This is a genomic window from Bradyrhizobium sp. GW821-FHT12B03 (assembly GCF_058807535.1).
Window position 1 is genome coordinate 306,463 of the sequence record NZ_JBXAQU010000002.1, and the last position, 25,244, is coordinate 331,706.

A 25,244-nucleotide genomic window follows, 5' to 3' on the forward strand; every position below is an offset into this window, starting at 1 on the left:
ACTCGAATAAGTTCCTGTAAGACCACAACTTTCGGTCTGCGCTAAACTGCCGCATCGGGCCGCCCCTTCATTACGAAAGTTTAACCCCGCCGCCAGCGCACGGTAAGGCGGGAGCCCCCATCTTCAGGTCCGTAAGGTGCTGCCATCCGGCACCAAATGGATTTCAAGGCCCTGGAGATCTCTGCATGACCGAACGTCCCGACCTTTCGAACCTTCCGTCCTACCGGCAGCCGCGCCGGTCGGTCTTCTCCGCGCGCAAGATCGCGCTGATGGCCTCGGTCGTCGCCGGCCTCGGTGCCGCCGTCTACGGCTTCAGCCCGTCGGTGTCGCCGGCCGACCTGTTCTCGAGCCCGGCGCATGCGCAGGTCAACAACGAGGTCCGGAAGGTCGAACGTCCGGTCGGTTTTGCCGATATCGTCGAGCGCGTGAAGCCGTCGGTGATCTCGGTGAAGGTCAACATCAAGGAAAAGACCGCGAGCAACGATGACGGCGACGATTCCTCCTCGCCGTTCCAGCCGGGCTCTCCGATGGAGCGCTTTTTCCGTCGCTTCGGTGGTCCGGATGGTTTCCCGGGCATGAAGGGCGGCCGTAGCCGCGTCGTGCAGGGCCAGGGCTCGGGCTTCTTCATCTCGGCTGACGGCTTTGCCGTGACCAACAACCACGTGGTCGACGGCGCCGACAAGGTCGAGGTCACCACCGACGACGGCAAGACCTACACCGCCAAGGTGATCGGCACCGACCAGCGCACCGACCTTGCCCTGATCAAGGTCGAGGGCAGCTCGAACTTCCCGTTCGCCAAGCTTGCCGACGGCAAGCCGCGGATCGGCGACTGGGTGCTCGCGGTCGGCAATCCCTTCGGTCTCGGCGGCACCGTGACCGCCGGCATCGTCTCGGCCAGCGGCCGCGACATCGGCAACGGTCCCTATGACGACTTCATCCAGATCGACGCGCCCGTGAACAAGGGCAATTCCGGCGGTCCCGCTTTCGACACCAATGGTGAAGTGATGGGCGTCAACACCGCGATCTACTCGCCCTCCGGCGGCAGCGTCGGCATCGCGTTCTCGATCCCGGCCTCTACCGTGAAGACGGTCGTGGCCCAGCTCAAGGACAAGGGCTCGGTCAGCCGCGGCTGGATCGGTGTGCAGATCCAGCCGGTGACATCAGACATCGCCGACAGCCTCGGCATGAAGAAGGCCGAAGGCGCGCTGGTGGCGGAGCCGCAGGCGAACGGTCCGGCCGCCAAGGCCGGCATCGAGTCCGGCGACGTGATCACCTCGGTCAACGGCGAATCCGTCAAGGACGCCCGCGAGCTCGCCCGCACCATCGGCGGCTTGGCCCCCGGTGCGACCGTGAAGCTCAACGTGCTGCACAAGGGCCAGGACAAGGTCGTGAACCTGACCCTGGGCCAGTTGCCGAACACGGTGGAGGCCAAGGCCGACGTCGACAATGACAGCGGCAAGGGCGCGAGCCGCGGCACTGACGTGCCCAAGCTCGGCATGACGGTTGCGCCCGCCAATTCCGTGGCCGGCGCCGGCAAGGAAGGCGTCGTCGTCACCGAAGTCGATCCGAAGAGCGCCGCGGCCGAACGCGGTTTCAAGGAAGGCGACGTGATTCTCGAAGTCGGCGGCAAGAGCGTGAGCACTGCCGGCGAAGTCCGCGACGCCATCAACACGGCGCGGACCGACAACAAGAACAGCGTCCTGATGCGCGTGAAGAGCGGCGGCCAGTCGCGCTTCGTCGCGATCCCCCTCGCCAAGGGGTGAGCCTCAGGAGGCCGACGCAATGAAGGGTGTCGCCGGCATCAGTCGCCCCCGCCGCCGGCGCCCTTCGGGGAAGCAGCGTAAATTTCGCTTCCCCAGTCTACCTTCCGGTGGAATTACGCCCCCCTCCGTCGGAAGGCCTAGGGCGGTGAGGTCCCCCCAGCTTCACCGCCCGCCTTTTTCTCGACCCGAGATTCTCCCACTCGGCTTGCATGCGATTGCCGCTCGCGCCATGTTTAGAGAAGGTTGACCTCCTTGACCGCCGCCGAACGCACGATGCGCCTCCTCATCATCGAAGACGACCGCGAATCCGCCGACTACCTCGTGAAGGCGTTTCGCGAAGTCGGACACATTGCCGACCACGCCGTCGACGGCGAGGAAGGCCTCGCCATGGCCGAGAACGGCGATTACGACGTGCTGGTGGTCGACCGCATGCTGCCCAAGCGCGACGGCCTGTCGCTGATCGGCGCGCTGCGCGACAAGGGCAACACCGCGCCGGTGCTGATTCTCTCCGCGCTCGGACAGGTCGACGACCGCATCAAGGGCCTGCGCGCCGGCGGCGACGACTATCTGCCCAAGCCCTATTCGTTCGCCGAGCTGCTCGCCCGCGTCGAGGTGCTGTCGCGCCGCCGGGGCGGCCCGGCCGAGGATACCCTCTATCGTGTCGGCGATCTCGAGCTCGACCGGCTCTCCCATCGCGTCGCCCGCGGCAAGGACGAACTGACGCTCCAGCCCCGTGAATTCCGCCTGCTCGAATATTTGATGAAGCATGCCGGCCAGGTGGTGACACGCACCATGCTGCTGGAGAACGTCTGGGACTACCATTTCGATCCGCAGACCAACGTGATCGACGTGCACATTTCGCGGCTGCGCTCCAAGATCGACAAGGGTTTTGAGCGGCCGCTGCTGCACACCATCCGCGGCGCCGGGTACATGATCCGTGACGGCATTCGGTAAACTCGTCCGCACCACGGCATTCCGGCTGACGCTGGTTTATCTGCTGCTGTTCGCGATGTTCGCGGCGTCACTGCTTGCCTATTTCGCCTGGAATACCCGGCGGCTGATTACCGAGGAAATCACGCAGACGGTGAATGCCGAGACCTCGGAGATCAACGAGATCTATGGCCGCCGCGGCTTGCGCGGCCTGGTGCTGGCGATCGAATACCGGGCGCTGCGACCCGGCGCCAACCTCTACCTCGTGACCACGCCGACGGGGCAGGCGATTGCCGGCAATGTCGGCTCGCTCGCGCCCGGCGTGATGGCGACGCGCGGCTGGACCGAAACCGCCTACCGGCGCATCGAGGACGCGGATGATCGCGACCATCGTGCGCTCGTGCGCGTCACCGAACTGGAGAACGGTTTCCGGCTTCTGATCGGCCGGGACCTTGCCGAGCGGCGGCGCCTGTTCGGCATCGTCGCCAAGGCCGCGCAATGGTCGATCCTGATCGTGGTCGTGCTCGGGCTCGGTGGCGGCGTCTTCGTCGCGCGCAGGGTGCTGAGGCGCATCGACGCCATGAGCGGCACGGCACATCGCATCATGACTGGCGATCTCAGCGAACGCCTGCCGGTGGGACGCAGCGGCGACGAGCTCGACCGCCTCGCCGAAAACCTCAACGCCATGCTGGAGCGCATCGAGGCGCTGATGGCGGGGTTGAAGGAGGTCTCCGACAACATCGCCCACGATCTCAAGACGCCGCTGACACGCTTGCGCAACCGCGCCGAGGAAGCATTGGCGAAATCCGGCTGCGAGGCCGATTATCGTGCCGCGCTGGAGCGGACCATCGAGGAATCCGACGGGCTGATCCGCACCTTCAACGCGCTGCTGATGATCGCGCGCGCCGAGTCCGGCCAGGCGCGCGGCAACATGGACGATTTCGACGCCGCCGAGGTTGCAGCCGGTATCCACGAACTCTACGAGCCGCTCGCCGAGGACGACGGCATGACCCTGAAGGTCAAGACGGAAGGCGCGCCGATTCACGGCAACCGCGAATTGATCAGTCAGGCACTCGCCAATCTCGTCGAGAATGCCATCAAATATGGCAAGCCTGCTTCGCCGACCGCGGGAACCGTGGTCAGCATGGACAGCCGGCAGATCACCGTCGAGGCCAAGCGCGAGGGCGACCACGTGCTGCTCAGCGTCACCGATCGCGGGCCTGGCATTCCCGAGGCCGATCGCAAGCATGTCGTCGAGCGATTCGTGCGGCTTGAGGCCAGCCGCACGCTGCCGGGCTCCGGCCTCGGCCTCAGCCTCGCCTCCGCGGTTGCCACATTGCATGGCGGAGAATTGCGGCTGGGCGATGCCCAGCCCGGCCTCGTCGCCACGCTGGTGCTGCCGACGCGTGCGAGCGCGGGCGACAGGGTTGCTCCTCCAATACCGGATGTGCCACAGAAGGTGGCATGAACCACTCCGCGCCGGGAAACGCGGACAAGCATGGTGAGGGCCTGGCCGCGCGCTTCGCGGAGGCTCCCCATATTGCCGCTTCCACAACCGACGAACGACGTTTTGAAGATTGGCTGGCCGCGCTCGAGCCGGCACAAACGGCTCGTCTGGAGGCGCTGCTGGTTCATCCCTTCGCCCGCAGGATTCTCGCCGGCATCGCGGAATTCTCGCCCTATCTGTTCGATCTGCTGCGCGCCGATCCGCTGCGCCTGATCCGGCTGCTCGAATGCGATCCGGATGCACATCTTGCCGCGCTGATCGCCGAGTCGAGGGACGCGGTGCTCGCGGCACCTGACGAGGCCGAGGTGATGCGGCTGCTTCGCCGCATGAAGGCGGAGGCGGCGCTTCTGATCGCGCTGTGCGACATCGGCGGGGTCTGGCCGGTGATGCGGGTAACGGCAGCGCTGACCGATGTCGCGGTCGCCTCCGTGCAGGTGGCGCTCCAGTACCTGCTGCGGCAGGAAGCCGCACGTGGAAAGATCCTGCCGCCCAATCCTGAGGCAGCTGACGAGGGGTGCGGCCTGATCGTGCTCGCGATGGGCAAGATGGGCGCGGGCGAGCTGAACTATTCCAGCGACATCGACCTCATCGTGTTCTTCGACCCCGACGCGACGACGCTCGCGCCGGATATCGAGCCGCAGCCGTTCTTCGTCCGCGTGACGCAGGGCGTGGCGCGCATTCTCCAGCAGCGCACTTATGACGGCTACGTCTTCCGCGTCGATCTGCGGCTTCGCCCTGATCCGTCTTCGACGCAGGTGGCGATCTCGCGGCACGCCGCGCTGCATTACTACGAGCGCGAAGGGCGCACCTGGGAGCGCGCGGCGATGATAAAGGCGCGCGCCTGCGCCGGCGATGCCAGGGCAGGCGAGGCGCTGCTCGCCGAGATCGCCCCCTTCGTCTGGCGCAAGCATCTCGACTTCGCCGCGCTTGCCGACGTCCACGACATGAAGCGGCAGATGCAGACCTATCGCGGCCAGAGCGAGGTCGCGGTCGAAGGCCACAACGTCAAGGTCGGCCGCGGCGGCATCCGCGAGATCGAGTTTTTCGCGCAGACCCAGCAGCTGATCGCCGGCGGCCGTCATCCGGAATTGCGGGTGCGGCCGACGCTCGCCGCGCTCGACGTGCTCGCCGCCAGCAACTGGATCACCATCGCGGCGCGTGACGAGCTCACCAGGGCGTACGAATTCCTGCGGCGGGTCGAGCACCGCCTCCAGATGATCGCCGACGAGCAGACCCATGCGCTGCCCGACGACAAGGAGGCGGTCGAACGCTTTGCCCGGTTCTTCGGCTATCCGGATCGCGAGGCCTTTGCGCGCGACCTGCTGCGCCATCTCGGGATCGTGCAGGGGCACTACGAGAAGCTGTTCGAGGGAGATGACCCGACCGGGACGGCAAAGCTGCCGGCGCTCGACTACAGTGCAGGTCCCGACGATCCGCGCCTGCTCCAGCACCTGACGACGCTCGGCTTCAAGAAGCCCGCCGCCGTGGCGCAGATCGTGCGGGACTGGATCACCGGCGACTATCGCGTATTCCGCAATGAGGCGACGCGAAGTGCCTTCATTGAATTCGTGCCGGCCCTGATCGACGGCCTCGCGCACGCCGAGGAGCCGGACCGCGCCGTCGTGGCGTTCGATCATTTCCTTGGGGCGCTTCAGCGTGGCGGCCGTCTCATCACGCTGCTTGGCCAGAACCGCGACCTCGTCGCGCTGGTGGCGTTGGTGCTGGGCGCGGCGCCGCGGCTTGGCGAGATGCTGGCGCGGCAGCCGCAGCTCATGGACGGGCTGATCGATCCGCGCTTCTTCGGCGCGATGCCGGACAGGCGGGAATTGTCGGGGCGGCTCGCCGCTACCGTGCAGGATGCCGCCTCATATGAGGAGTTCCTGGATCGCCTGCGCCTGTTCGGGCAGGAGAGCCTGTTCCTGATCGGCACGCGTATCCTCTCCGGCACCGTCTCGGCGCAGCAGGCGAGCACGGCCTTTGCCGACGTCGCCGAAGGCATCGTCCATACCGTGCATGGCCTCGTCGCCGATCGCTTTGCCGCCCAGCACGGACGGATCGAGGGGCAGGAGACCGCGATCATCGCGATGGGCCGGCTCGGCAGCCGCGAGATGACGGCGTCATCCGATCTCGACCTGATCCTGCTCTACGATTTCGACAGCGAGAACCCGGACTCCGATGGAGCGAAATCGCTCCAGGGCGCGCATTATTTCGCCCGCTTCACCCAGCGCCTCATCAGCGCTTTCACGACGCGCACCAATTATGGCGTGCTCTATGAGATCGACATGCGGCTGCGCCCGTCAGGGCGCGCCGGCCCCGTGGCCTCGAGCCTGGCTTCCTTCGCCGACTACCAGGCCAACGAGGCCTGGACCTGGGAGCACATGGCGCTGACGCGCGCGCGTGTGGTGTCGGCATCGGCTGATTTCCGCGAGCGGATCGAGCGCGTCATCCGCGATGTTCTGACCCGCCGCCGCGATCGCGCAACCGTCGCCAACGACGTCGCCGACATGCGGCGCGCGATCGGCCAGGAGAAGGGCGAGACCGACTATTGGGATCTCAAATATGCCGCTGGCGGGATGATCGACATCGACTTCATCGCGCAATATCTCCAGCTCGTGCATGCCCATGACAAGCCTGATATTCTCGACGTCAGCACGCTTCAGGTGCTGGACAATGCCGCCAGGCTCGGCGTGCTGCCGCAGTCGGAGGCCGAGATCCTGCGCGCCGCCGCGCGGCTCTATCACGACCTGACACAGATCCTGCGGCTCTGCGTCAGCGACCGTTTCAAGCCGGAAACCGCCGGAACCGATCTGCTGCGCGTGATGGCGCGCGCCGGCGATGCGCCTGATTTCTCGTCGCTGGAGGCGCGCGTGAAGGAGACGCAGAGCGAGGTGCGGCGCGTGTTCAGGGCGCTGCTGGGAGGGACGTCGCCTGCTTCAGCGAGGTGATGGCCTCGCGCACGTTCGGCTCCAGGCCCGCGCCGCCCGTGTCGAGATGGGCGAAGATCGCGCGCTTCATCCGGGGATCCCAGAATTTCTTGATGTGCTCGGCAATCCCCGGCACGGCCTTGTCATGACCCTGGCTCTGGAAGAACCTGCCGATCTGGTTGGCCATGTAGATCAAGCGGTCAGGCGACATCGGCGATCTCCGTGGCATGGCGGGCGACGATGCGGTCCCCATGCGTAAACACTTCGAATCCATCTTGCCGGGCAATGGCGATCAGCGTGATGCCGGCGGCTTCCGCGGTGCGGATCGCGAGCGCGGTCGGCGCGGAGACCGCGACCATCAGCGGCGCGCCGATCGCGGCGGTCTTCTGCACCATCTCCACCGAGATGCGGCTCGTCAGCAGCACCATGCCGCCGCGCGCATCGGTGCGGCTGCGCGCCAGCGCACCTGCGAGCTTGTCCAGCGCGTTGTGGCGGCCGACATCCTCGCGCAGCGCGACGATGTTGCCGGACCAGAACGCCGCGGCGTGAACGGCGCGGGTTTGCATGTTGATCGATTGCAGCGGTGCGATGGCCTGCGTCGCCGCCATGATCTGCTCGGGCGTGAAGCTCTGCCCCCGCGGCACGACGGCCGCGGGCCGCACGGCTTCGGCAATGGACTCGATGCCGCAGATGCCGCAGCCGGTCGGACCGGCGATATGACGTCGCCGCTCGCTGATGCGCGCGGCCTCGTCCGGCGCAAGCCACATGCGCAGCTCGATGCCGTCGTCGAGGCGGACGATTTCGAGCGAGCGGATGTCATCGACCGATCTGACGATGCCTTCGCTGAGGCTGAAGCCGACGGCGAAGTCCTCGAGGTTCTGTGGCGTCCCCATCATGACGGCGTAAGTGCCGCCATTATAGGTCAGCGCCAGCGGCGTCTCCTCCGGGATCAGCCGCGTCCCTTCCGACGCGGCACCGTCGCGCCAGATCTCGCGGTCGATGGCCTGAACCGGCACATGCATGCCGTTACTCCGCAGCTTCGGCAGGCGCGATGCGGCGGGAGTGCCGGGCCTGCTCGTCATAGGACTTCTGCCAGTCGGACGGACCGTTCGACGGCGAAATCTGCACCGCCGTGACCTTGTATTCGGGGCAGTTGGTGGCCCAGTCCGAATAGTCTGTCGTGATGACGTTTGCCTGCGTGTCCGGGTGGTGGAAGGTGGTGTAGACGACGCCCGGTGACACGCGGTCGGTGATCTCCGCGCGCAGCGTGGTCTCACCGGCGCGGCTCTGCAGCCGCACCCAGTCGCCGTCGCGCACGCCGCGCTGCTCGGCGTCGTGCGGGTGGATCTCGAGGCGATCCTCGGCATGCCAGACCACGTTCTCGGTGCGCCTTGTCTGCGCGCCGACATTGTACTGGCTGAGGATGCGGCCCGTGGTGAGCAGCAGCGGGAAGCGGGGACCGGTGCGCTCGTCGGTTGCGACATATTCGGTGACGATGAACTTGCCTTTGCCGCGGACGAAGCCGCCGATATGCATCACCGGCGTGCCCTCTGGCGCCTTCTCGTTGCAGGGCCACTGCACCGAACCGAGCTCGTCGAGCTTGGCGTAGGAGACGCCGGTGAAGGTCGGCGTCAGTGCCGCGATCTCGTCCATGATCTCGGAGGGATGGCTGTAGTTCATCTCGTAGCCCATCGCCTTGGCAAGGCCGATGGTGACCTCCCAGTCGGCCATGCCGTTCTTCGGCGTCATCACCTTGCGCACGCGCTGGATGCGGCGCTCGGCGTTGGTGAAGGTGCCGTCCTTCTCGAGGAAGCTCGAGCCGGGCAGGAAGACGTGGGCGTAGTTCGCGGTCTCGTTCAGGAAGAGGTCGTGGACGATCACGCATTCCATCGACGACAGCGCGGCGACCACATGCTTGGTGTTCGGATCGGATTGCAGGATGTCCTCGCCCTGCACGTAGATGCCCATGAACGTGCCTTCGATGGCGGCGTCGAACATGTTGGGAATGCGCAGGCCCGGCTCGGGGTTGAGCTTGACGTTCCACAGCGCCTCGAACTGGTCGCGCACGGCATCGCCCGAGATGTGGCGGTAGCCCGGCAGCTCGTGCGGGAACGAGCCCATGTCGCAGGAGCCCTGCACGTTGTTCTGGCCGCGCAGCGGGTTCACGCCGACGCCGGGACGGCCGATATTGCCGGTTGCCATCGCGAGATTGGCGATCGCGATCACCGTGGTCGAGCCCTGGCTGTGCTCGGTGACGCCGAGGCCGTAATAGATCGCACCATTGCCGCCGGTGGCGTAGATGCGCGCGGCTTCGCGCAGATCGTTCGGATCGACACCGGTGAGGATCGCGGTGGCTTCGGGGCTGTGCTTGGGCTGAGCGACGAAGGCGGCCCATTCCTCGAACTCGGCCCAGTCGCAGCGCTCGCGCACGAAGGCTTCGTTGACGAGACCCTCGGTGACGATGACATGCGCCATTGCGGTCACGACCGCGACGTTGGTGCCGGGCATCAGCGGCAGGTGCAGCGCCTTCACATGCGGCGATTCCACCATCTCGGTGCGGCGCGGATCGATCACGATCAGCCTGGCGCCCTGGCGCAGTCGCTTCTTCAGGCGCGAAGCGAACACCGGATGAGCCGAGGCCGGGTTGGCGCCGATGATGACGGCGACGTCGGTGTCCTCGACCGAGTCGAAATCCTGCGTGCCGGCGGAGGTGCCGAAGGTCTGCGACAGGCCATAGCCGGTCGGCGAGTGGCAGACGCGGGCGCAGGTGTCGACATTGTTGTTGCCGAATCCGGCCCGGATCAGCTTCTGCACCAGATAGGTTTCCTCGTTGGTGCAGCGGGAGGAAGTGATGCCGCCGATGGCGTCGCGGCCGTACTTCTTCTGGATGCCGCGCATCTTGGCGGCGGCGAAGGAGAACGCCTCATCCCAGGATACTTCCTTCCAGGGATCCTCGATCCGCTCGCGGATCATCGGATTGAGGATACGCTCCTTGTGATTGGTGTAGCCCCAGGCGAAGCGGCCCTTGACGCAGGAATGGCCGCGATTGGCCTTGCCGTCCTTGTAGGGCACCATGCGCACGACTTCCTCGCCGCGCATCTCCGCCTTGAAGGCGCAGCCGACGCCGCAATAGGCGCAGGTGGTGACGACCGAGTGCTCGGGCTGGCCGATCTCGATCACCGACTTCTCAGTCAGCGTCGCGGTCGGGCAGGCCTGCACGCAGGCGCCGCAGGAGACGCATTCCGAACCGAGGAAGCTTTCGCTCATGCCGGGCGAGACGCGGCTGTCGAAGCCGCGGCCGGAGATGGTCAGCGCGAAGGTCCCTTGCACCTCCTCGCAGGCGCGGACGCAGCGCGAGCAGACGATGCACTTGGAGGGATCGTAGGTGAAGTACGGGTTAGACTCGTCCTTCGGCATCCAATTGTCGTTGGTGCAGCCATCCGTCTTGCCAGGTGTCTTGGCGAAGACGTGGTTTTCGCCCTCATAGCCGTAGCGCACGTCGCGCAGGCCCACGGCGCCGGCCATGTCCTGCAGCTCGCAATCGCCATTGGCGCCGCAGGTGAGGCAGTCGAGCGGGTGATCGGAGATGTAGAGCTCCATCACGCCCTTGCGCAGCTTCTTCAGCCGGTCGGTCTGGGTGTGCACGACGAGGCCCGGCATCACGGGCGTGGTGCAGGAGGCCGGCGTGCCGGCGCGGCCCTCGATCTCGACGAGGCAGAGGCGGCACGACCCGAATGCATCCACCATGTCGGTCGCGCAGAGTTTCGGGATCTGGTGGCCGGCTTCCATCGCCGCGCGCATGATCGAGGTGCCCTCGGGCACCGAGATCTCTTTGCCGTCGATGGTCAGCGTCACCATCGTTTCCGATTTGGCGCGCGGCGTGCCGAAGTCGATTTCTTCGATCAGAGACATTGTCGTTCTCCTATTCCGCGGCCTGAAGCGTGGTCGGCGCCGGGACGAAATCCTCCCGGAAATGCTTCAGTGCGCTGAGCACGGGGTAGGGCGTGAAGCCGCCGAGCGCGCAGAGCGAGCCGAATTTCATGGTGTTGCAGAGGTCCTCGACGAGCGCGAGGTTTTCGTGGACGCGCTCGCCGTTGATGATCTTCTCGATGGTCTCGACGCCGCGGGTCGAGCCGATCCGGCAGGGCGTGCACTTGCCGCAGGATTCGACGGCGCAGAATTCCATGGCAAAGCGCGCCTGCCTGCGCATGTCGACGCTGTCGTCGAACACGACGATGCCGCCATGGCCGATCAGCCCGTCGCGCGCGGCGAAGGCCTCGTAGTCGAACGGCGTGTCGAACAGCGCGCGGGGGAAGTAGGCGCCGAGCGGACCGCCCACCTGCACCGCGCGGACCGGCCGGCCGGTGAACGTGCCGCCGCCGACGTCGTCGACGAGCTCGCCGAGCGTCACGCCGAACGCGGTCTCGTACAGCCCGCCATGGCGGATATTGCCGGCGAGCTGGATCGGCATCGTGCCGCGCGAGCGGCCCATGCCGAAATCGGCATAGGCCTTGGCGCCTTCGGCGAGGATGAAGGGGATGGCGGCGAACGACAGCACGTTGTTGATCACGGTCGGCTTGCCGAACAAGCCGTGATGGGCCGGCAGCGGCGGCTTGGCGCGCACGATGCCGCGGCGGCCTTCGAGGCTCTCCAGCAGCGAGGTCTCCTCGCCGCAGACATAGGCGCCGGCGCCGACGCGGACTTCGAGGTCGAAGCTGGTGGTCGAGCCGCCGATCTTGTCGCCGAGATAGCCGCCGCGCTTCGCGGCCTGGATGGCGGCATTCATCGCCTCGACCGCGTGCGGATATTCGCTGCGGATGTAGATGTAGCCCTTGGATGCGCCGACGGTGATGCCGGCGGTGGTCATGCCTTCGATCACCAGGAAGGGATCGCCTTCCATGATCATGCGGTCGGCGAAAGTGCCGCTGTCGCCTTCGTCGGCGTTGCAGACGATGAACTTGCGGTCGGCCTTGGCCTGCGCCACCGTCTTCCACTTGATGCCGGTCGGGAAGCCCGCGCCGCCGCGGCCGCGCAGTCCGGATGCGGTAACCTCGGCGAGGATCGCATCCGAGCCGAGCGTCAATGCGCGCTCCAGGCCCTTGTAGCCGCCATGGGCGCGGTAGTCGTCGAGTGAGCGCGGATCGATCACGCCGCAACGGGCGAAGGTGAGGCGGGTCTGGCGCTTCAGCCAGGGAATCTCGTCGGTCGCGCCCAGCCGCAGCAGATGCGGCGCGTTGCTGGCGAGCGCGTCGAGCAGGGAGGGCACGTCGGTCTCGGTGACCGGGCCGAACGCGATCCGGCCCTGCGGCGTCGCGACCTCGACCAGCGGCTCCAGCCAGTACATGCCGCGCGAGCCGGTCCTGATAATCTCGACCGCGACGCCGCGCTTGGCCGCAGCCTGCTCCAGCGCCAGCGCAACCTCGTCGGCGCCGACGGCCACCGCACCCGCGTCGCGTGAGACGAAGAGACGCATGCTCATCGCTGTGCCTCCGCAACCAGGGCATCGAGGCGCTTCTCGTCGAGGCGGCCGACGAGCCGGCCGTCGAGCATCGCGGACGGTGCGGTCGCGCACAGGCCGAGGCAGTAGATCGGCTCCAGCGTGACGCGATCATCGGCGGTCGTGTTGCCGAGCGGCACGCCAAGCTTTGCTTCCGCGCGCGCAGCCAGCGCATCGCCGCCCGCAGCCTGGCAGGCTTCCGCGCGGCACAGCTTCAGCAGGTGGCGGCCGGCGGGCTTGTGCCTGAAATCATGATAGAACGTGAACACGCCATGCACTTCGGCGCGTGACAGATTGAGCGCTTGCGCCACCATGGGAATGGCGGCCTCCGGCACGTAGCCGAACGCCTCCTGGAGCGCATGCAGGATGACCAGCGTCGCGCCCTCCTGCCTGGCATGTTCGTCGATGATCTCGGCGCCGCGCGTTTCGTCCCAAGGCTCGTAAGGTTCGTAGACCGCTGTCATTATTCGTTCTCAGATTGAGCGTCCCTTCCTCGCAAACTATTTGGAATCGTTCGAAGATCAATAAAGCAGTCTCATGCTGCGATTGCGAATTCGGATCGATTGGCGAGTGCAATCGGTCGATACGGAAATGCAATTAACCGCGTTCCGCTTGCCGGTTTTTCCGTGTTGACAACGACCCGCCGTGCTAACTTGCCTGACACGACAGAATTCGAGGGGACGTCCGGTTGATCGACAAGCTTGAACTGCTGCTGGCGCTGGCGAAGGAACGGCATTTCGGACGTGCCGCGGAGGTCTGCGGCGTCACCCAGCCGACCATGTCGACCGGGCTGAAGCAGCTCGAGGAGATTTTGGGCGTGATGCTGGTCCAGCGCGGCTCCCGCTTCCAGGGTTTCACCCCCGAGGGCGAGCGGGCACTGGACTGGGCCCGGCGCATCGTCGGCGATGCGCGGGCCATGCGGGACGAGATCAACGGGCTGAAGCACAAGCTCTCGGGCGAGATCCGCATTGCGGCGATTCCGACCGTGCTCGGCATGGTGGCTTCGCTGACGACGCCGTTCCGCGCCAGGCATCCCGAGGTGCGCTTCCGCATCCAGTCCACGACGTCGTCGGAGGTGCTGGGGCTGCTCGAAAATCTCGAGGTCGACGCGGGGCTGACCTATATCGAGAACGAGCCGATCGGCAAGGTGCGCACCATCCCGCTCTACAACGAGAGCTATCGTCTCCTCACCGCGCCGGATGCGATGTTCGGCGATCGCGAGACCGTGACATGGACCGAGGTCGGGCAGGTGCCGCTGTGCCTGCTTACGCCTGACATGCAGAACCGCCGCATCATTGACCGCGCGCTGCGCTCGGTCGGCGCGGAGGCGACGCCGACGCTGACCTCGAACTCGCTGCTGGTGCTGTTCACGCATGTGAAGACGGGGCGCTGGGCGAGCGTGATGCCGGCCAAGCTCGCCGAGACGCTCGGCCTGTCGGACACGGTGCGCTCGATCCCGATCGTCGAGCCCGACGTCAATTACAGCATCGGCATGGTGATCCCGCAGCGCGATCCGATGACGCCGCTGATCGCGGCGCTGGTCAATGTCGCACGGGAAGTGGCGCCGTCGCTGCAATTGTAGCAGGGCTATCGCATATGGCCATTGCAGCCTGCCGGATGAGCTTGGCCTGTATGGTTCGAGATGCTCGCGATGCGGGCTCCGCTATGCCCCCGATAGCGGCGCGAAATCGGAATGTCGCAGGACTTCCGCGTTGGGCCCATCAGCGGACATCGCAAGCGTGGCGTGGTATAGCCAATTCGCACCAATTGCTGCGTTAAAGAAGATGCCACGCCCACTCACCTCCAACGAGCGAGACCTAGTTGCCTTTATTCTGGGGCACTCCTCACCTTTGCATGGTCATTTTGGCCTCGTAGAAGAAATCAACGACGGTGGGATGGGTAGTCTTTGCTTTGTCGGTAGCGCAGACCGCCGTTGGGGCAAATGCATTGGCGAAGCCGAATTCGATGACGCAGATGGAGTGACCGTCTCAGTCGCGCTCAATGTTGATCAGCGAGGAGAATTGTTTGAGCTCGATCTTTGGAAGGTGGACTTTTCGCCACTACAGCGCATCGCGGCTCTAGCTGAACTTCGCCCCGTAACGGGTCGCCACGGAGCGTCAGTCTGAGCGAAGCTCAAAGCTGTTAAAAATTCAGCTCGGCGCAAGTCCGCTTCGGGTCATAAGCGGTCGATGCAGGCCGAGCGGGGCGACTTCCGCTTAATCCTCGGAAGCTGACGTTTATGAGTTCAAGCCCTAGGCCGCGGCCGAAATCCCGGCTGCCGCCTTGATCGCATCGCGCGGCAGGGTCACGCGGACGACGGTGCCGACGTCGATCTTCGAGCGCAGCCGCATCGAGCCGCCGTGGAGCTGCGCCAGCGAGCGTGCGATGGCGAGGCCCAGTCCCGAGCCGTGATAGGTCTTGGTGAGCTGGCTCTCGACCTGCTCGAACGGGCGTCCGAGCCGTGCCAGCGAGTGCGGGGCGATCCCGATGCCGGTGTCGGCGATCATCAGCACGATCCGGTCGTCGAGCTGCCGGCTGCGCACCACGATGCGTCCGCCGTCGGGCGTGAACTTCACCGCGTTCGACAGCAGGTTGACGATGATCTGCTTGGTGGCGCGGCGGTCTGCGACGACCGAGATGGATGTCTCGATATCGGCATCGAGCGTCAGGTGCTTGTCCTGCGCGCGGCCGGAGACGACGCGCAGGGATTCCGCCAGCGTCCGCGCGAGGTCGAGCTCTTCCATGTCGAGCTTCATGCGACCGGCCTCGATCTTGGACATGTCGAGGATGTCGTTGATGACTTCGAGGAGGTAGTGGCCGCTGGTCAGGATATCCTGGCAGTATTCCTGGTACTTCTCGCTGCCGAGCTCGCCGAACAGGCCCGAGCCCATGATCTCGGAGAAGCCGATGATGGCGTTGAGCGGCGTGCGCAGCTCGTGGCTCATATTGGCGAGGAATTTCGATTTGGTCTGGTTGGCTTCCTCGGCGCGAGTCTTCTCGCGCTGGTATTTTTCCGCGAGATCCGCAAGCTCGTTGGTCTGGCGTTCGAGGGCGGCCTGCGAGCGCTTGAGGTCGATGACGGTGGCGCGCAGGCGCAGATCGTTGTCGACCAGCTTCTGCTCGTGCTCCTTGATGCGGGTGATGTCGGTGCCGACCGAGACGTAGCCGCCGTCCTTGGTGCGGCGCTCGCTGATGTGCAGCCAGCTGCCGTCGTCGAGCTGCGCCTCGAAGGTGCGCGCGCCCGGGCCCTGGCTCGCCGTCTCGTTGTGGCGGGTGCGCACCTCCGGCATGCGGCCGACTTCCAGCACGGTCTCGTAGGACGTGCCGGGAATGACGGCGCTGTCGGGCAGCTTGTGCAGGCGCTGGAAGTGCGAGTTGCAGAGCACGAGGCGGTCGCTCGCGTCCCACAGCACGAAGGCCTCCGGAATGGTCTCGATGGCGTCGCGCAGGCGCAAATCGGCTTCCACCGTCCGTTCGGCGAGGCTCTTCTGCTCGGTGATGTCGACCGCGATTCCGATCAGGTGCACGCTGGAATCGGTCGCGCCGCTGGTCTTTTCGCAGCGGACGCGGAGCCAGATCCAGTGGCCGTCGACATGCTGCATGCGGAAGGTCTGGTCGATGTGGTCGATCTTCTCGGAGATGAGCTGGTCGGCGATCGCGAACAGGTCGATGTCGTCGGATTTCACCAGCGCGTTGACCTCGCCGAAGGTGAGGAGCTCGTTGCGGCCGTCGAGGCCCAGCATCGAGAACATTGACTGCGACCAGAAGATCCGGCCGCGCGACAGGTCCCAGTCCCAGAGCCCGCAGCGGCCGCGGTTGAGCGCGGTGTCGATGCGTCCGCGCACGGCGTCGTTGATGAGGTCGCCCTCGCGGGCGCGGGTCGACTGCCAGTGGAAGGCGAAACCGAGGATCAGGACGACGAAGCCAGTGGTGGCCGACAGCGTCACCGAGAGCGCGGCGTCGGAGCCCCAGATCGGTTCGTTGCGTTCCTGGATCACGGTGACGAATCCGGGCAGCGACTTGATCTGCCGCGAGGTCGCCATCGCGGCGTTGCCGTTCGGCAGCGTCATGTCGGAGATGTTGCCGTCGCGCGGCGGCGCCGCGAGCAGCTGCGCCGTGGTGATGGAATCGAGCAGGCGGTCGTTGCCCGAGGGATCGCTGTCGACGGGAATGCGGGCGAGGATGCGGCGGTCGACGCCGGCCGAGGTGACGATGACGTGGCGGCCCGTGGCCGTGCCCCAGGACGGGATCAGGTCGGGCAGCAGCGCCGGCAGGCTCTCGATGTTCTTCAGCCGTTCCTGCCGCGAGGAGGTGAGGCGGTCGATGCGCTCGGCGAGCAGATCGGCGAGTGCGGAGATGTCATGGCGGATCACCAGCCGCTTCTGGCGTGTCTGGTCGACGACCTGCACGAACGCACCGAGGCAGATCGTGATCAGGAACGCAATGATGAGCGTCGGCACGGCGCGGCGAAGCGCCGGCTCCGCGATCAGCAGCCGATGATAGGCAGGTTTCGCGATCGATTGCGCCAATCCTTTGATCGAATCGGATTGGACGCACGCGTTCGCGGCGTCTGCACGCGACATGCCTTCGGCCCCCTGGAAAACCTGCTTGCAACTTGAGTTCGGAGGCAGCCCCACGTCGCTTCCGAATCAAACCGATTTGAATCCAGTTTTGCCGGGCTGTCGAGAGTCAACGAATCGTTAATGCGAATTTATTCTTATCCAACGCGCAGTTTGCGCGTCGAGAGTCCGCAAACCCACGTGCACGGTGAGTCCGAAACGGGAACGTGTGACTCCTCGCACAGTCTGAATCACATACGCGGCGGTTCGGCATGGCTGATGACGCGCTTCACGCTCGGGAACGCGCGGCGCAAGGCGCGCTCGATCGCGTCGACATGCTCGTGCACCTTGATCACGCTCATTGACGGCGTGGCGCGGCAGTGGAAGTTGACGATTTCGCCGGCGTCGGTGTTGCGGACGCGCACATTATGGATGTCGTGGATCTCGCTTCCGGCGGCATATTCGGTGAGTGCGGCGGCGATGGTCTGCACCCGTTCCGGTGCGGCATCGGTGCCGAACGGAAGTTCCGGCTCCAAGGGCTCGATATGGACGTCGACCTCGACGTCCGCGCCGAACTCCTCCTGGATGTTCCGCTCCAGCGTGTTGGCGACGTCATGGGCGGCGTCGAGCCGCATCCCGGCGTCGACCTCGAGGTCGATGCTGACGATCAGCTTGGCGCCCGAGTCTTGAATCGTACCCAAGTCGTGCACCGTGACGTGGTGGATCGCGAGGCTCGAATTGCGGGCGATCACCATGATGCGGTCACGTACGGTCTCGTTGTCGCGGGCGACGGGGACCGGGGTGAAGGTGAGGTCGGCATCGCCGAACGCCTTGTCGACGGCGGCTTGCACCTTGCGCTTGATCTCCTCGATGCGGTCGATCGGATAGGTTCGCGGCACCTTTACGATGGTGTCGACGAAGGTGGTCGCGCCGACCATGCGCACGCGCAGCCGCTCGACGCCGATCACGCCGGGCACGCTGCGGATCGCGGCCGTGGCCTTCGCCTGCGCGCCCTCCGGCGCGCGATCGACCAGCGTCTGCACGGTCGAGCCGGCCATGCGCAGGCCGAGCGCCGCGATCATCACCGCGACCGCGGCGGCCGCCGCCGCGTCGCCCCACCAGAATCCGAGGGCGGCGAGGATCAGGCCCACGATCACGGCGAGAGAGCCCATGACATCGGAGGCGAAATGCAGCGCGTCGGCGGCGAGCGCCTGGCTGCGCGTTTCCCGCGCGGCGCGGTGCAGGGCGCGGGCGCGCCACAGATTGACGACGATGTCGATCACCAGCACCACGAACGGCACGGCCGAAATGGTCGGCGGCGGGGTTCCCTCGCGCAGCCGGCTGTAGGATTCGACCAGGATGCCGCCGGCGAGCACGTATAGCAGGGCGGTGACGCCGAGCGCGGAGATACTCTCCAGCTTGCCGTGGCCGTAATGATGCTCGTCGTCGGCCGGCTTGTCGGACACCCGCACCACCGCCCAGGTGATGATGGTCGCGATCAGATCGACCGAGGAGTGCAGGGCTTCCGAGATCAGCGCGAGCGAGCCGATCGCCACGCCGACCACGAACTTGGCCGCCGCCATGCCGCCGCTGGCGAAGATCGAGATGGCCGCGACCGAGGTCTTGTTGTGCTGGGAGGTCATGGCGGTGGATTTAGCAGCCCATGAGTGAACATCAAGCTATGATCCACAGCTGTAGACGCTAGTGAGTTGCAGGAGCGGGACGCTCGCTAACTCCGTCATGCCCGGGCTTGTCGCGGGCATCCACGTTCTTCGTGCCGGACGGCAAAGACGTGGATGGCCGGGTCAAGCCCGGCCATGACGAGTGGACAGAGTGGTGCGCTGCCACTCTTCTCTGGTCGCCGCTTCTCACACCGTCACGACAATCTTGCCGAGATGCTTGTTCGCCTCCATGTGCTCGAACGCCTTGTCGATGTCGCCGAATGCAAACACCTGGTCGATCGGGAGCTGCAGCTTTCGCGATTCCACCGCGCCCCAGATGTCCTTCCTGACCTCGCCGAAGATCTCGCGGACCTCCTCGATGGTGCGGGTGCGGAAGGTGACGCCGATATAGCTGATGCGGCGCGCGGCGTGCAGGTCGAAGTTGAAATCGGCATGGGTGCCGCCGAGCCGCCCGACATTGACGATGCGGCCCAGGATCTTCGTCGCCGCGAGGTTCTGGTTGGCGACTTGGCCTGAGACCTGGTCGACGATGAGATCGACGCCTTCGCCGCCGGTGGCCTTCAGGACCTCATCCACCCATTTGGGATCGGAGGAGTCCACCGCGAGGTCGGCGCCATATTCGCTCAGCCGGCCGCGGCGATAGGCATCGGTCGACGAGCCGATCACGAGCCGTGCGCCCTTGAGCTTGGCGATCTGCATCGCCATCAGGCCGACACCGGAGCTGGCGCCCTGGATCAGCACGCTCTGGCCCGCCTGGACGCCGCCGACGGTGACGACGGCGTTGTGCATGGTCGCGAGCGCGACGGGCAGGGTGGCGGCCTCCTCGAAATTCATGTTCGAGGGCGCGCGGAACAGCCGGCCGTGATCGGCCAGCGTATATTCGGCAAATGCCGCGCCGCCCGAGCCCATGATGCGGTCGCCGACCTCTAAGCCCTTCGCGTCGGGCCCGAGCTCGGCGACCTCGCCGGCCCATTCCATCCCGAGCACGGTACCGACCCCGCCGGCCGCGCCATGGGCGTGGCCCTTGCGCATGCCGGTGTCGGCGCGGTTCAGTCCGCACGCGCGGACGCGAACCAGCACCTGCGTGCCTTTCGGCTTTGGTTGAGCGACGTCGGAAATCGTAGCCCCGTCAGGGCCGTAGACGTAAGCCTTCATGAATTGCTCTCGCTTCTTGCGGTGACTATTCGGCAGCTTGCGCGCTAGGACGAGCGATCATGCCTTCGAGCCGGCTCTGGATGATCGCCTCCGCTTCGCGCACGATGCGGGAGATGAGCTCGGCGCAGCTTGGGATGTCCTGGATCAGGCCTTGCACCTGGCCGGCCGACCAGATGCCTTCGTCGGAATTGCCGGTGGCGTAGACCATCTTGCCGCGGGCCCCCGCAACGAGCTCGCGGATGTCCTCGAACCTGGCGCCTTCCTTCTCCATGGCGACGACCTTGGTCGAGATCTCGTTCTTGGCGACGCGCGAGGTGTTGCGCATGGTGCGGAAGATCAGCTCGGTCTCGCGCTCGTCATTGGCGACGATCTTCTCCTTGATGAGCTGGTGGATCGGGCTTTCCTTGGTCGCCATGAAGCGGGTGCCCATGTTGATGCCCTCGGCGCCCAGCGCCAGCGCGGCCACGAGGCCGCGCGCATCGGCAAAGCCGCCGGAGGCGATCATCGGGATCTTGACCTTGTTGGCGGCGGCCGGGATCAGGATCAGGCCGGGCGTGTCGTCCTCGCCGGGGTGGCCGGCGCATTCGAACCCGTCGATCGAGATGGCGTCGACCCCCATGCGTTCGGCCGAGAGCGCATGGCGGACGCTGGTGCATTTGTGCACGACCTTGACGCCGTGCTTTTTGAACTCGTCGACATGCTCCTGCGGCTTGTTGCCGGCAGTCTCGACCACCGTGATGCCGCTCTCGATGATGGCGGCGCGGTATTCGGCGTAGGGCGGCGGCTTGATCGCGGGCAGGATGGTGAGGTTGACGCCGAACGGCTTGTCGGTGAGATCGCGGCAGCGCGCGATCTCCTTGGTGAGGTCCTCTGGCGTCGGCTGGGTCAGCGCCGTGATGAAGCCGAGCGCGCCGGCATTCGCGACGGCAGCCACCAGCTCGGCGCGCCCGACCCATTGCATGCCGCCCTGGACGATCGGATGCTCGACGCCGACGAGCTTGGTGAACCGTGTCTGCAACATGATGCGTTTCCCCGCCTGCGTGGCAGGCTCTGTTATCGGTTGATGGCGGCAGGATGCCGCCCGGGTTGGGAAATGTCCATTGTGCCGGCGTGCGGTGGGGGCGGGGCGATCATGCGGGAGGCGAAGGGATTCCGCAGAGCGGATAATTGGGGGGCGGCCTTCGCCGGACGACGCTGGGACGGCTCTCGAGCCCCGCTGCTTCCACATCATCGCTGCGCCCGCATTGGCGGAGTGCGAGGAGCGTTCAGAGTTCGTCAACTTGCATTTCCGTCGCAGGCACACCTGCACGCTCTCGCCCGACGCCGACGCGTCCCTCGCTCCCCGGCCCGTGGTTCGTGACGATTGCGGTGCGGCCGGCAGGTGTGTTGCCCAACGAGACAGCCTGAAAACGATACGATTGTTAACTCCCGCGCAACCACCCCGACGATCTCCTCCGGAGCGCTTGACCGCGATCAAATCCAGCCGAGAGAAGGCATGATGATTTGCGGTGAGAAACCGGGCGTATTGGGACAAATGTCAGTCGAAAGCTTCGTACCCGCCGATCATGCTGCAGAATTCCAGGCTGCGCCTTCCCTTGGCTTTCTCCCCTTGGGTGGCTCTCCTTCTCTGATTCCCGAATTTGGAATCTGGAGCGAGCCGGGCGCTGACTTTGCGGCGATCGTCCTGCTTGGTCATGTCGAGCCCGCGGACCTGCGCGAGGCGCTGGAGACGGCCCGGGATCCCGCGCTGCCGATCGCGGATTTCGGCAACAATCCAGGCCTGCGGCGTGATTTCGTCGGCACCTCCTTCGAGCCCGGCAGTGTCGAGGAACTCAAACACGCATTTGCGCCGATCTGGCGCCGGCTGTCGGAGATTCCGTTCAGGGCCGAGCATCAGAACGTCGCCGAGCTGACGCTGCTGCGGCTCGCCTATTCCAGAAACCTGCCGATCACGGCCAGCTTCGATCCGTCCTCGCGCGGTCTCGTCGAATACCCGATGCTGGGTGCGATGCCGGGCCTGCGCCATCAGCTCGAGATGCTGGCGCGCCTCGAACTGTTCCAGCGGCGTCATTTTGCGCGGCTGCATTCGTGCACGAAATGCGCTTCGTCTCGCCTGCACGTTTATGAGGCCTGTCCGGGGTGTGGCAGTGCGGATCTGAATGAGGACGAACTCGTCCATCACTATCGATGCGGATGCCAGCAAGCCGAATCCAGCTTCAGAAGAGGCGACCTGCTGGTCTGCCCCAAATGCGAGCGCACGCTGCACCATTTCGGCGTGGACTACGGAAAGCCGGGGAAGGTCGCAATCTGCGCCGCCTGCGGCAGCGCCTGCTCGGATCCATCGGTCAAATTCGTGTGTCTCGACTGCTCTATGGTCATGGCCTCCGACGACGCGGCCTCGAGCGATTGGTACCATTACGAGCTCACGGACGAAGGTATCCGCGCTCTGCGCGAAGGGCGACTGCCGCAGTTCGATATCGCGCCGCTGCTCGAGCGTCGCACCCGCATCCACTCGCCGCACGAGTTCGGCCTTCTTGCCATGCACGAACTCAGGGTGTCGCAAAGGTTGAGCCGGCCGTTTTCGGTGGCGCGCGTGACCGTCCTCAATCTCGAGAAGCTCATGCACGAGAAGGGCGCGATTGCGGCCGACGCGGGCTTTCAGCGCGTTGCCGACGCCCTTGGCGGCGAGCTGCGATCGAGCGATTTCGTGGGCGTCGACGCGGGGCGGTCCGCAGTGATCGGTTTTCCAAACACCTCCGCCACGGACATCGAGGCGCTCGAGCGTCGGATCCGGCGGGTCATAGACGACGCGGCCGCGGGACATGTCGAGCTCGGCATCGAGGTTGCCGAGGGTGCGGCCATCGTCGAGATGCTGTCGAGGGAAGCGGGAGATGGACGCACTATCGCTCCTTGATTCACTGGACCTAACCAGTTTCCTGTTCCTGTTCTGGTTCACGACGCTGATCGAGATCCCGCGCTATGTCGTCGGTGCGCTGGTCGCTCCGGTGTCGATGCTCTGGCGGGAGGAACGGCGTCCGCTCGATCCATCGCTTTGGATCAGTGTCGTCCTGGTTGGACACAATGAGGAGCGCGTCTTGCGCGCGTGCGTTGCGTCTCTTGGCGAACAGACGATATTTTCGCAATGCGCGGGCGTCCAGATCGTCGTCGTGGACGATGGCTCGACCGATCGCATGTACGAAGTGGCTTCGGAGCTGCGGCAGGAGGGCAAGATCAGCACGGTGCTGCGCGTGGCGCGGCGCGGCGGAAAGAGTGCCGGTGTCAATCTTGCTCTCTCCGTGTGCCGAGGAGAGATCGTCGTCATCTGCGACATCGATACGACCCTCGACCGCGACGCACTTGTCGAACTGGTGCGGCCGTTCGCCGACCCGAAGGTCGGCGCCGTCAGCGGAAATCTCGGTGCTCGCAATGCCGCGGCCGGCCTGATGACGCGATTTCAGGAGATCGAATATGCGATCGGTCTGTCGCTCGGCCGCTGCATCGCGGATACGCTCGGCACGCTGGCCGTCGTTTCGGGCGCGTTTGGCGCGTTTCGGCGCGCGGCCATCGAGGGCGTCGGCGGTCAGGACGTCGAAGTCGGGGAGGATGCCGACCTGACGATGAAGCTGCGGGGCGCCGGCTGGAAGCTGCGCTTTGTGCCGACGGCCAGAGCGTTGACCGACGTTCCCGACAACGTGCCGGCCTTCATCGCCCAGCGGCTGCGATGGGATCGCGGATTGATCACGATCTGGGCGCGCAAGTTTCGCAAGGTTCTCGATCCGCGCGAAGCGACGTTTCACTTGAGTGACGCGGTTACGGTCCTGGACATCGTCTTCTTCCAGGTCATTCTGCAAGCCGTATTCCCGCTGTATCTCGTCTGGCTCTTCTACTACTTCGGCACCTTCGCCGCGACCATCCTGGCGGTGACGCTGGTGGGTTATGCGATGCTCGACGTCGTGACCTTCGCCGCCGCTGCTGCGGTTGGTGTTCGCGTGCCTCTTTGGCTGGTCGTCTACCTCCCGCTCTACACGATATTGCAGATTTCGATCGTGCGGGTCGTTCGCCTGGTGGCGATTGCGCAGGAGCTGATCTTCAGGAGTTCGTACCGGGATCCGTACGTGCCGCGGCACGTCATGAAGCAAGTGGAGATCATATAGTGCGACACCTCAAGACGCGATCCCACGGACAACCTTTCGGGAATGAACCCCGCTCGAAGAGACTGATGTTCATCCGCGTTGTCTATCTTGGAACCATGCTGGCGTTCGGGCTGTGGCTCGGTAACTTCCTGCTGGGCGACCGGATCTATCTGCGTAGTGAAGGGCTGGTTCTGGGTGAGCCGGCAATGGCCGCAGCCGAATATGCCGTGACCGTTCGCGACATCACGGTCCGGGACGGCGAGACGGTCAAGACCGGTGACAGGATTGCCATCGTGAGCTCGCAGGCCGTGGCGGAGACGATTGCGCGGTTGACGGCCGAGATCACGTCGCGCATCGTCCGCGAGAGCGAGCTGCGCATCCGCAAGGAAGTCATTCGCGCCATGATGCCGTTCGCTCAGCACCGCCGGGAGTTCGCCAGCGACGCCCGCAAGCAGTACGAGACGCTGACCGATCGGGGCTATCTGTCACTCAATCAGCACGCCGCGGCGCTGGAGAGCGAATATCGCGGAGTCCAGGACCTGGAGGCGATGCAGGCTGAGGAGCGTGCGATCGAAAGCGAATTGCTCAGTTTGAATACGGTGCTGACCGAGGCGCGCTCGGCGATTGCGGAACTGCGGAGAATCTACGACGATGGCAGCGTACGGGCGCCGATCGACGGCATTGTCACGAAGATTGCCGCAACCAAAGGATCGGTCGCGCGTGCCGGCGAGCCGTTGATCGAGCTCAGCGGGACGGATCGGTTCGTGCTGGCCTACATGCCGACAGGCGTGCTGTACAGTGTCCAGGAGGGCGATCAGGTTACGGTCAAGGCGGGATTGCGCGCCAGCCGCGGAGTCATCTCGCGCATCGAGCCGTTCGCGGCAGCATTGCCGAGGGAGTTCCAGCGTGCCTTCACGCCGGTCGAGCGTCAGCAGGTGCTCCGCGTCCAGATCCTGCCCGGTGAAGATGTTCCGCCGTTGTTTGCGAAAGTCACGATCAGCCGGGCCTCGTCATCCCAATGGCTTGGACATATCGTCGCCGAAGCCGTGCAACTCGTTCGGGCAGGCGTCAGCCGGCTTTGAGCCGGGCCGAGA

General features: G+C 65.5%; 18 protein-coding genes. 9 read left to right on the forward strand and 9 right to left on the reverse strand.

Going from position 1 to position 25,244, the window contains the following annotated elements; genetic code table 11:
- Positions 1–185 precede the first annotated feature (185 nt).
- The 4 genes from AC1RUR_RS05475 to AC1RUR_RS05490 all read left to right on the forward strand — a co-directional run bounded on the left by AC1RUR_RS05475 (position 186) and on the right by AC1RUR_RS05490 (position 7,145).
- Positions 186–1,763 (forward strand): Do family serine endopeptidase, encoded by a 1,578-nt coding sequence (locus tag AC1RUR_RS05475; RefSeq protein WP_492842073.1) that lies wholly within the window; start codon positions 186–188, stop codon positions 1,761–1,763.
- 273 nt (positions 1,764–2,036) lie between these two features.
- Entirely contained in the window at positions 2,037–2,717 is a 681-nt protein-coding gene (locus AC1RUR_RS05480) for a response regulator transcription factor (RefSeq protein WP_492842074.1), read from the forward strand.
- Complete coding sequence (locus tag AC1RUR_RS05485) at positions 2,701–4,161, forward strand: sensor histidine kinase (protein ID WP_492842075.1); 1,461 nt, start codon at positions 2,701–2,703, stop codon at positions 4,159–4,161. The genes AC1RUR_RS05480 and AC1RUR_RS05485 overlap by 17 nt, the downstream gene beginning before the upstream one ends.
- Complete coding sequence (locus tag AC1RUR_RS05490) at positions 4,158–7,145, forward strand: bifunctional [glutamine synthetase] adenylyltransferase/[glutamine synthetase]-adenylyl-L-tyrosine phosphorylase (RefSeq protein ID WP_492842076.1); 2,988 nt, start codon at positions 4,158–4,160, stop codon at positions 7,143–7,145. The genes AC1RUR_RS05485 and AC1RUR_RS05490 overlap by 4 nt, the downstream gene beginning before the upstream one ends.
- On the opposite strand, the gene AC1RUR_RS05495 is transcribed toward AC1RUR_RS05490, so the two are convergent.
- Genes AC1RUR_RS05495 through AC1RUR_RS05515 form a run of 5 tightly spaced genes read right to left on the reverse strand, consistent with a single transcriptional unit; the run spans position 7,102 to position 13,085 of the window.
- Complete coding sequence (locus AC1RUR_RS05495) at positions 7,102–7,335, reverse strand: formate dehydrogenase subunit delta (protein WP_492842077.1); 234 nt, start codon at positions 7,333–7,335, stop codon at positions 7,102–7,104. The genes AC1RUR_RS05490 and AC1RUR_RS05495 overlap by 44 nt on opposite strands.
- Complete coding sequence (gene fdhD / locus AC1RUR_RS05500) at positions 7,325–8,146, reverse strand: formate dehydrogenase accessory sulfurtransferase FdhD (RefSeq protein WP_492842078.1); 822 nt, start codon at positions 8,144–8,146, stop codon at positions 7,325–7,327. The genes AC1RUR_RS05495 and fdhD overlap by 11 nt, the downstream gene beginning before the upstream one ends.
- A gap of 4 nt (positions 8,147–8,150) precedes the next feature.
- Entirely contained in the window at positions 8,151–11,036 is a 2,886-nt protein-coding gene (fdhF, locus tag AC1RUR_RS05505) for a formate dehydrogenase subunit alpha (protein WP_492842079.1), read from the reverse strand.
- A gap of 10 nt (positions 11,037–11,046) precedes the next feature.
- The gene (locus AC1RUR_RS05510; RefSeq protein WP_492842080.1) at positions 11,047–12,603 is read right to left on the reverse strand and encodes a formate dehydrogenase beta subunit; all 1,557 of its coding nucleotides are present in this window, start codon (positions 12,601–12,603) and stop codon (positions 11,047–11,049) included.
- Positions 12,600–13,085, reverse strand: a complete 486-nt coding sequence (locus tag AC1RUR_RS05515) for a formate dehydrogenase subunit gamma (protein WP_492842081.1) — start codon at positions 13,083–13,085, stop codon at positions 12,600–12,602. Before AC1RUR_RS05515 ends, AC1RUR_RS05510 begins: the two co-directional genes overlap by 4 nt.
- A gap of 224 nt (positions 13,086–13,309) precedes the next feature.
- On the opposite strand from AC1RUR_RS05515, the gene AC1RUR_RS05520 reads away from it, so the two are divergent.
- Together AC1RUR_RS05520 and AC1RUR_RS05525 are read left to right on the forward strand one after the other, a co-directional pair.
- The gene (locus AC1RUR_RS05520) at positions 13,310–14,203 is read left to right on the forward strand and encodes a LysR family transcriptional regulator (protein WP_492842082.1); all 894 of its coding nucleotides are present in this window, start codon (positions 13,310–13,312) and stop codon (positions 14,201–14,203) included.
- A gap of 202 nt (positions 14,204–14,405) precedes the next feature.
- Positions 14,406–14,747 (forward strand): DUF6984 family protein, encoded by a 342-nt coding sequence (locus AC1RUR_RS05525; protein ID WP_492842398.1) that lies wholly within the window; start codon positions 14,406–14,408, stop codon positions 14,745–14,747.
- A 126-nt stretch (positions 14,748–14,873) separates the two neighbouring features.
- Here the strand turns inward: AC1RUR_RS05525 and AC1RUR_RS05530 are convergent, their stop codons facing one another.
- From AC1RUR_RS05530 to AC1RUR_RS05545, 4 genes are all read right to left on the reverse strand, one after another.
- A complete protein-coding gene (locus tag AC1RUR_RS05530; RefSeq protein WP_492842083.1) occupies positions 14,874–17,204 on the reverse strand; it encodes a PAS domain-containing sensor histidine kinase in 2,331 nt (776 codons plus the stop codon).
- A gap of 227 nt (positions 17,205–17,431) precedes the next feature.
- The gene (locus tag AC1RUR_RS05535) at positions 17,432–18,823 is read right to left on the reverse strand and encodes a cation-efflux pump (protein ID WP_492842084.1); all 1,392 of its coding nucleotides are present in this window, start codon (positions 18,821–18,823) and stop codon (positions 17,432–17,434) included.
- Positions 18,824–19,048: 225 nt separating this feature from the next.
- Positions 19,049–20,017, reverse strand: coding sequence for a zinc-binding dehydrogenase (locus AC1RUR_RS05540; RefSeq protein WP_492842085.1), 969 nt, complete (start codon positions 20,015–20,017; stop codon positions 19,049–19,051).
- Positions 20,018–20,042: 25 nt separating this feature from the next.
- The gene (locus AC1RUR_RS05545; protein WP_492842086.1) at positions 20,043–21,038 is read right to left on the reverse strand and encodes an NAD(P)H-dependent flavin oxidoreductase; all 996 of its coding nucleotides are present in this window, start codon (positions 21,036–21,038) and stop codon (positions 20,043–20,045) included.
- A 474-nt stretch (positions 21,039–21,512) separates the two neighbouring features.
- On the opposite strand from AC1RUR_RS05545, the gene AC1RUR_RS05550 reads away from it, so the two are divergent.
- The 3 genes from AC1RUR_RS05550 (at position 21,513) to AC1RUR_RS05560 (ending at position 25,232) form a co-directional block, all read left to right on the forward strand.
- The gene (locus AC1RUR_RS05550) at positions 21,513–22,931 is read left to right on the forward strand and encodes a TackOD1 domain-containing metal-binding protein (protein WP_492842087.1); all 1,419 of its coding nucleotides are present in this window, start codon (positions 21,513–21,515) and stop codon (positions 22,929–22,931) included.
- Positions 22,870–24,171 carry a glycosyltransferase family 2 protein gene (locus AC1RUR_RS05555; protein WP_492842088.1) on the forward strand — a complete coding sequence of 434 codons (1,302 nt, stop codon included), beginning with the start codon at positions 22,870–22,872 and terminating at the stop codon, positions 24,169–24,171. Before AC1RUR_RS05550 ends, AC1RUR_RS05555 begins: the two co-directional genes overlap by 62 nt.
- Positions 24,172–24,236: 65 nt before the next feature.
- Positions 24,237–25,232: an HlyD family secretion protein gene (locus tag AC1RUR_RS05560; RefSeq protein ID WP_492842089.1), complete on the forward strand. Its 996-nt coding sequence runs from the start codon at positions 24,237–24,239 to the stop codon at positions 25,230–25,232.
- The last annotated feature ends 12 nt before the right edge of the window (positions 25,233–25,244 follow it).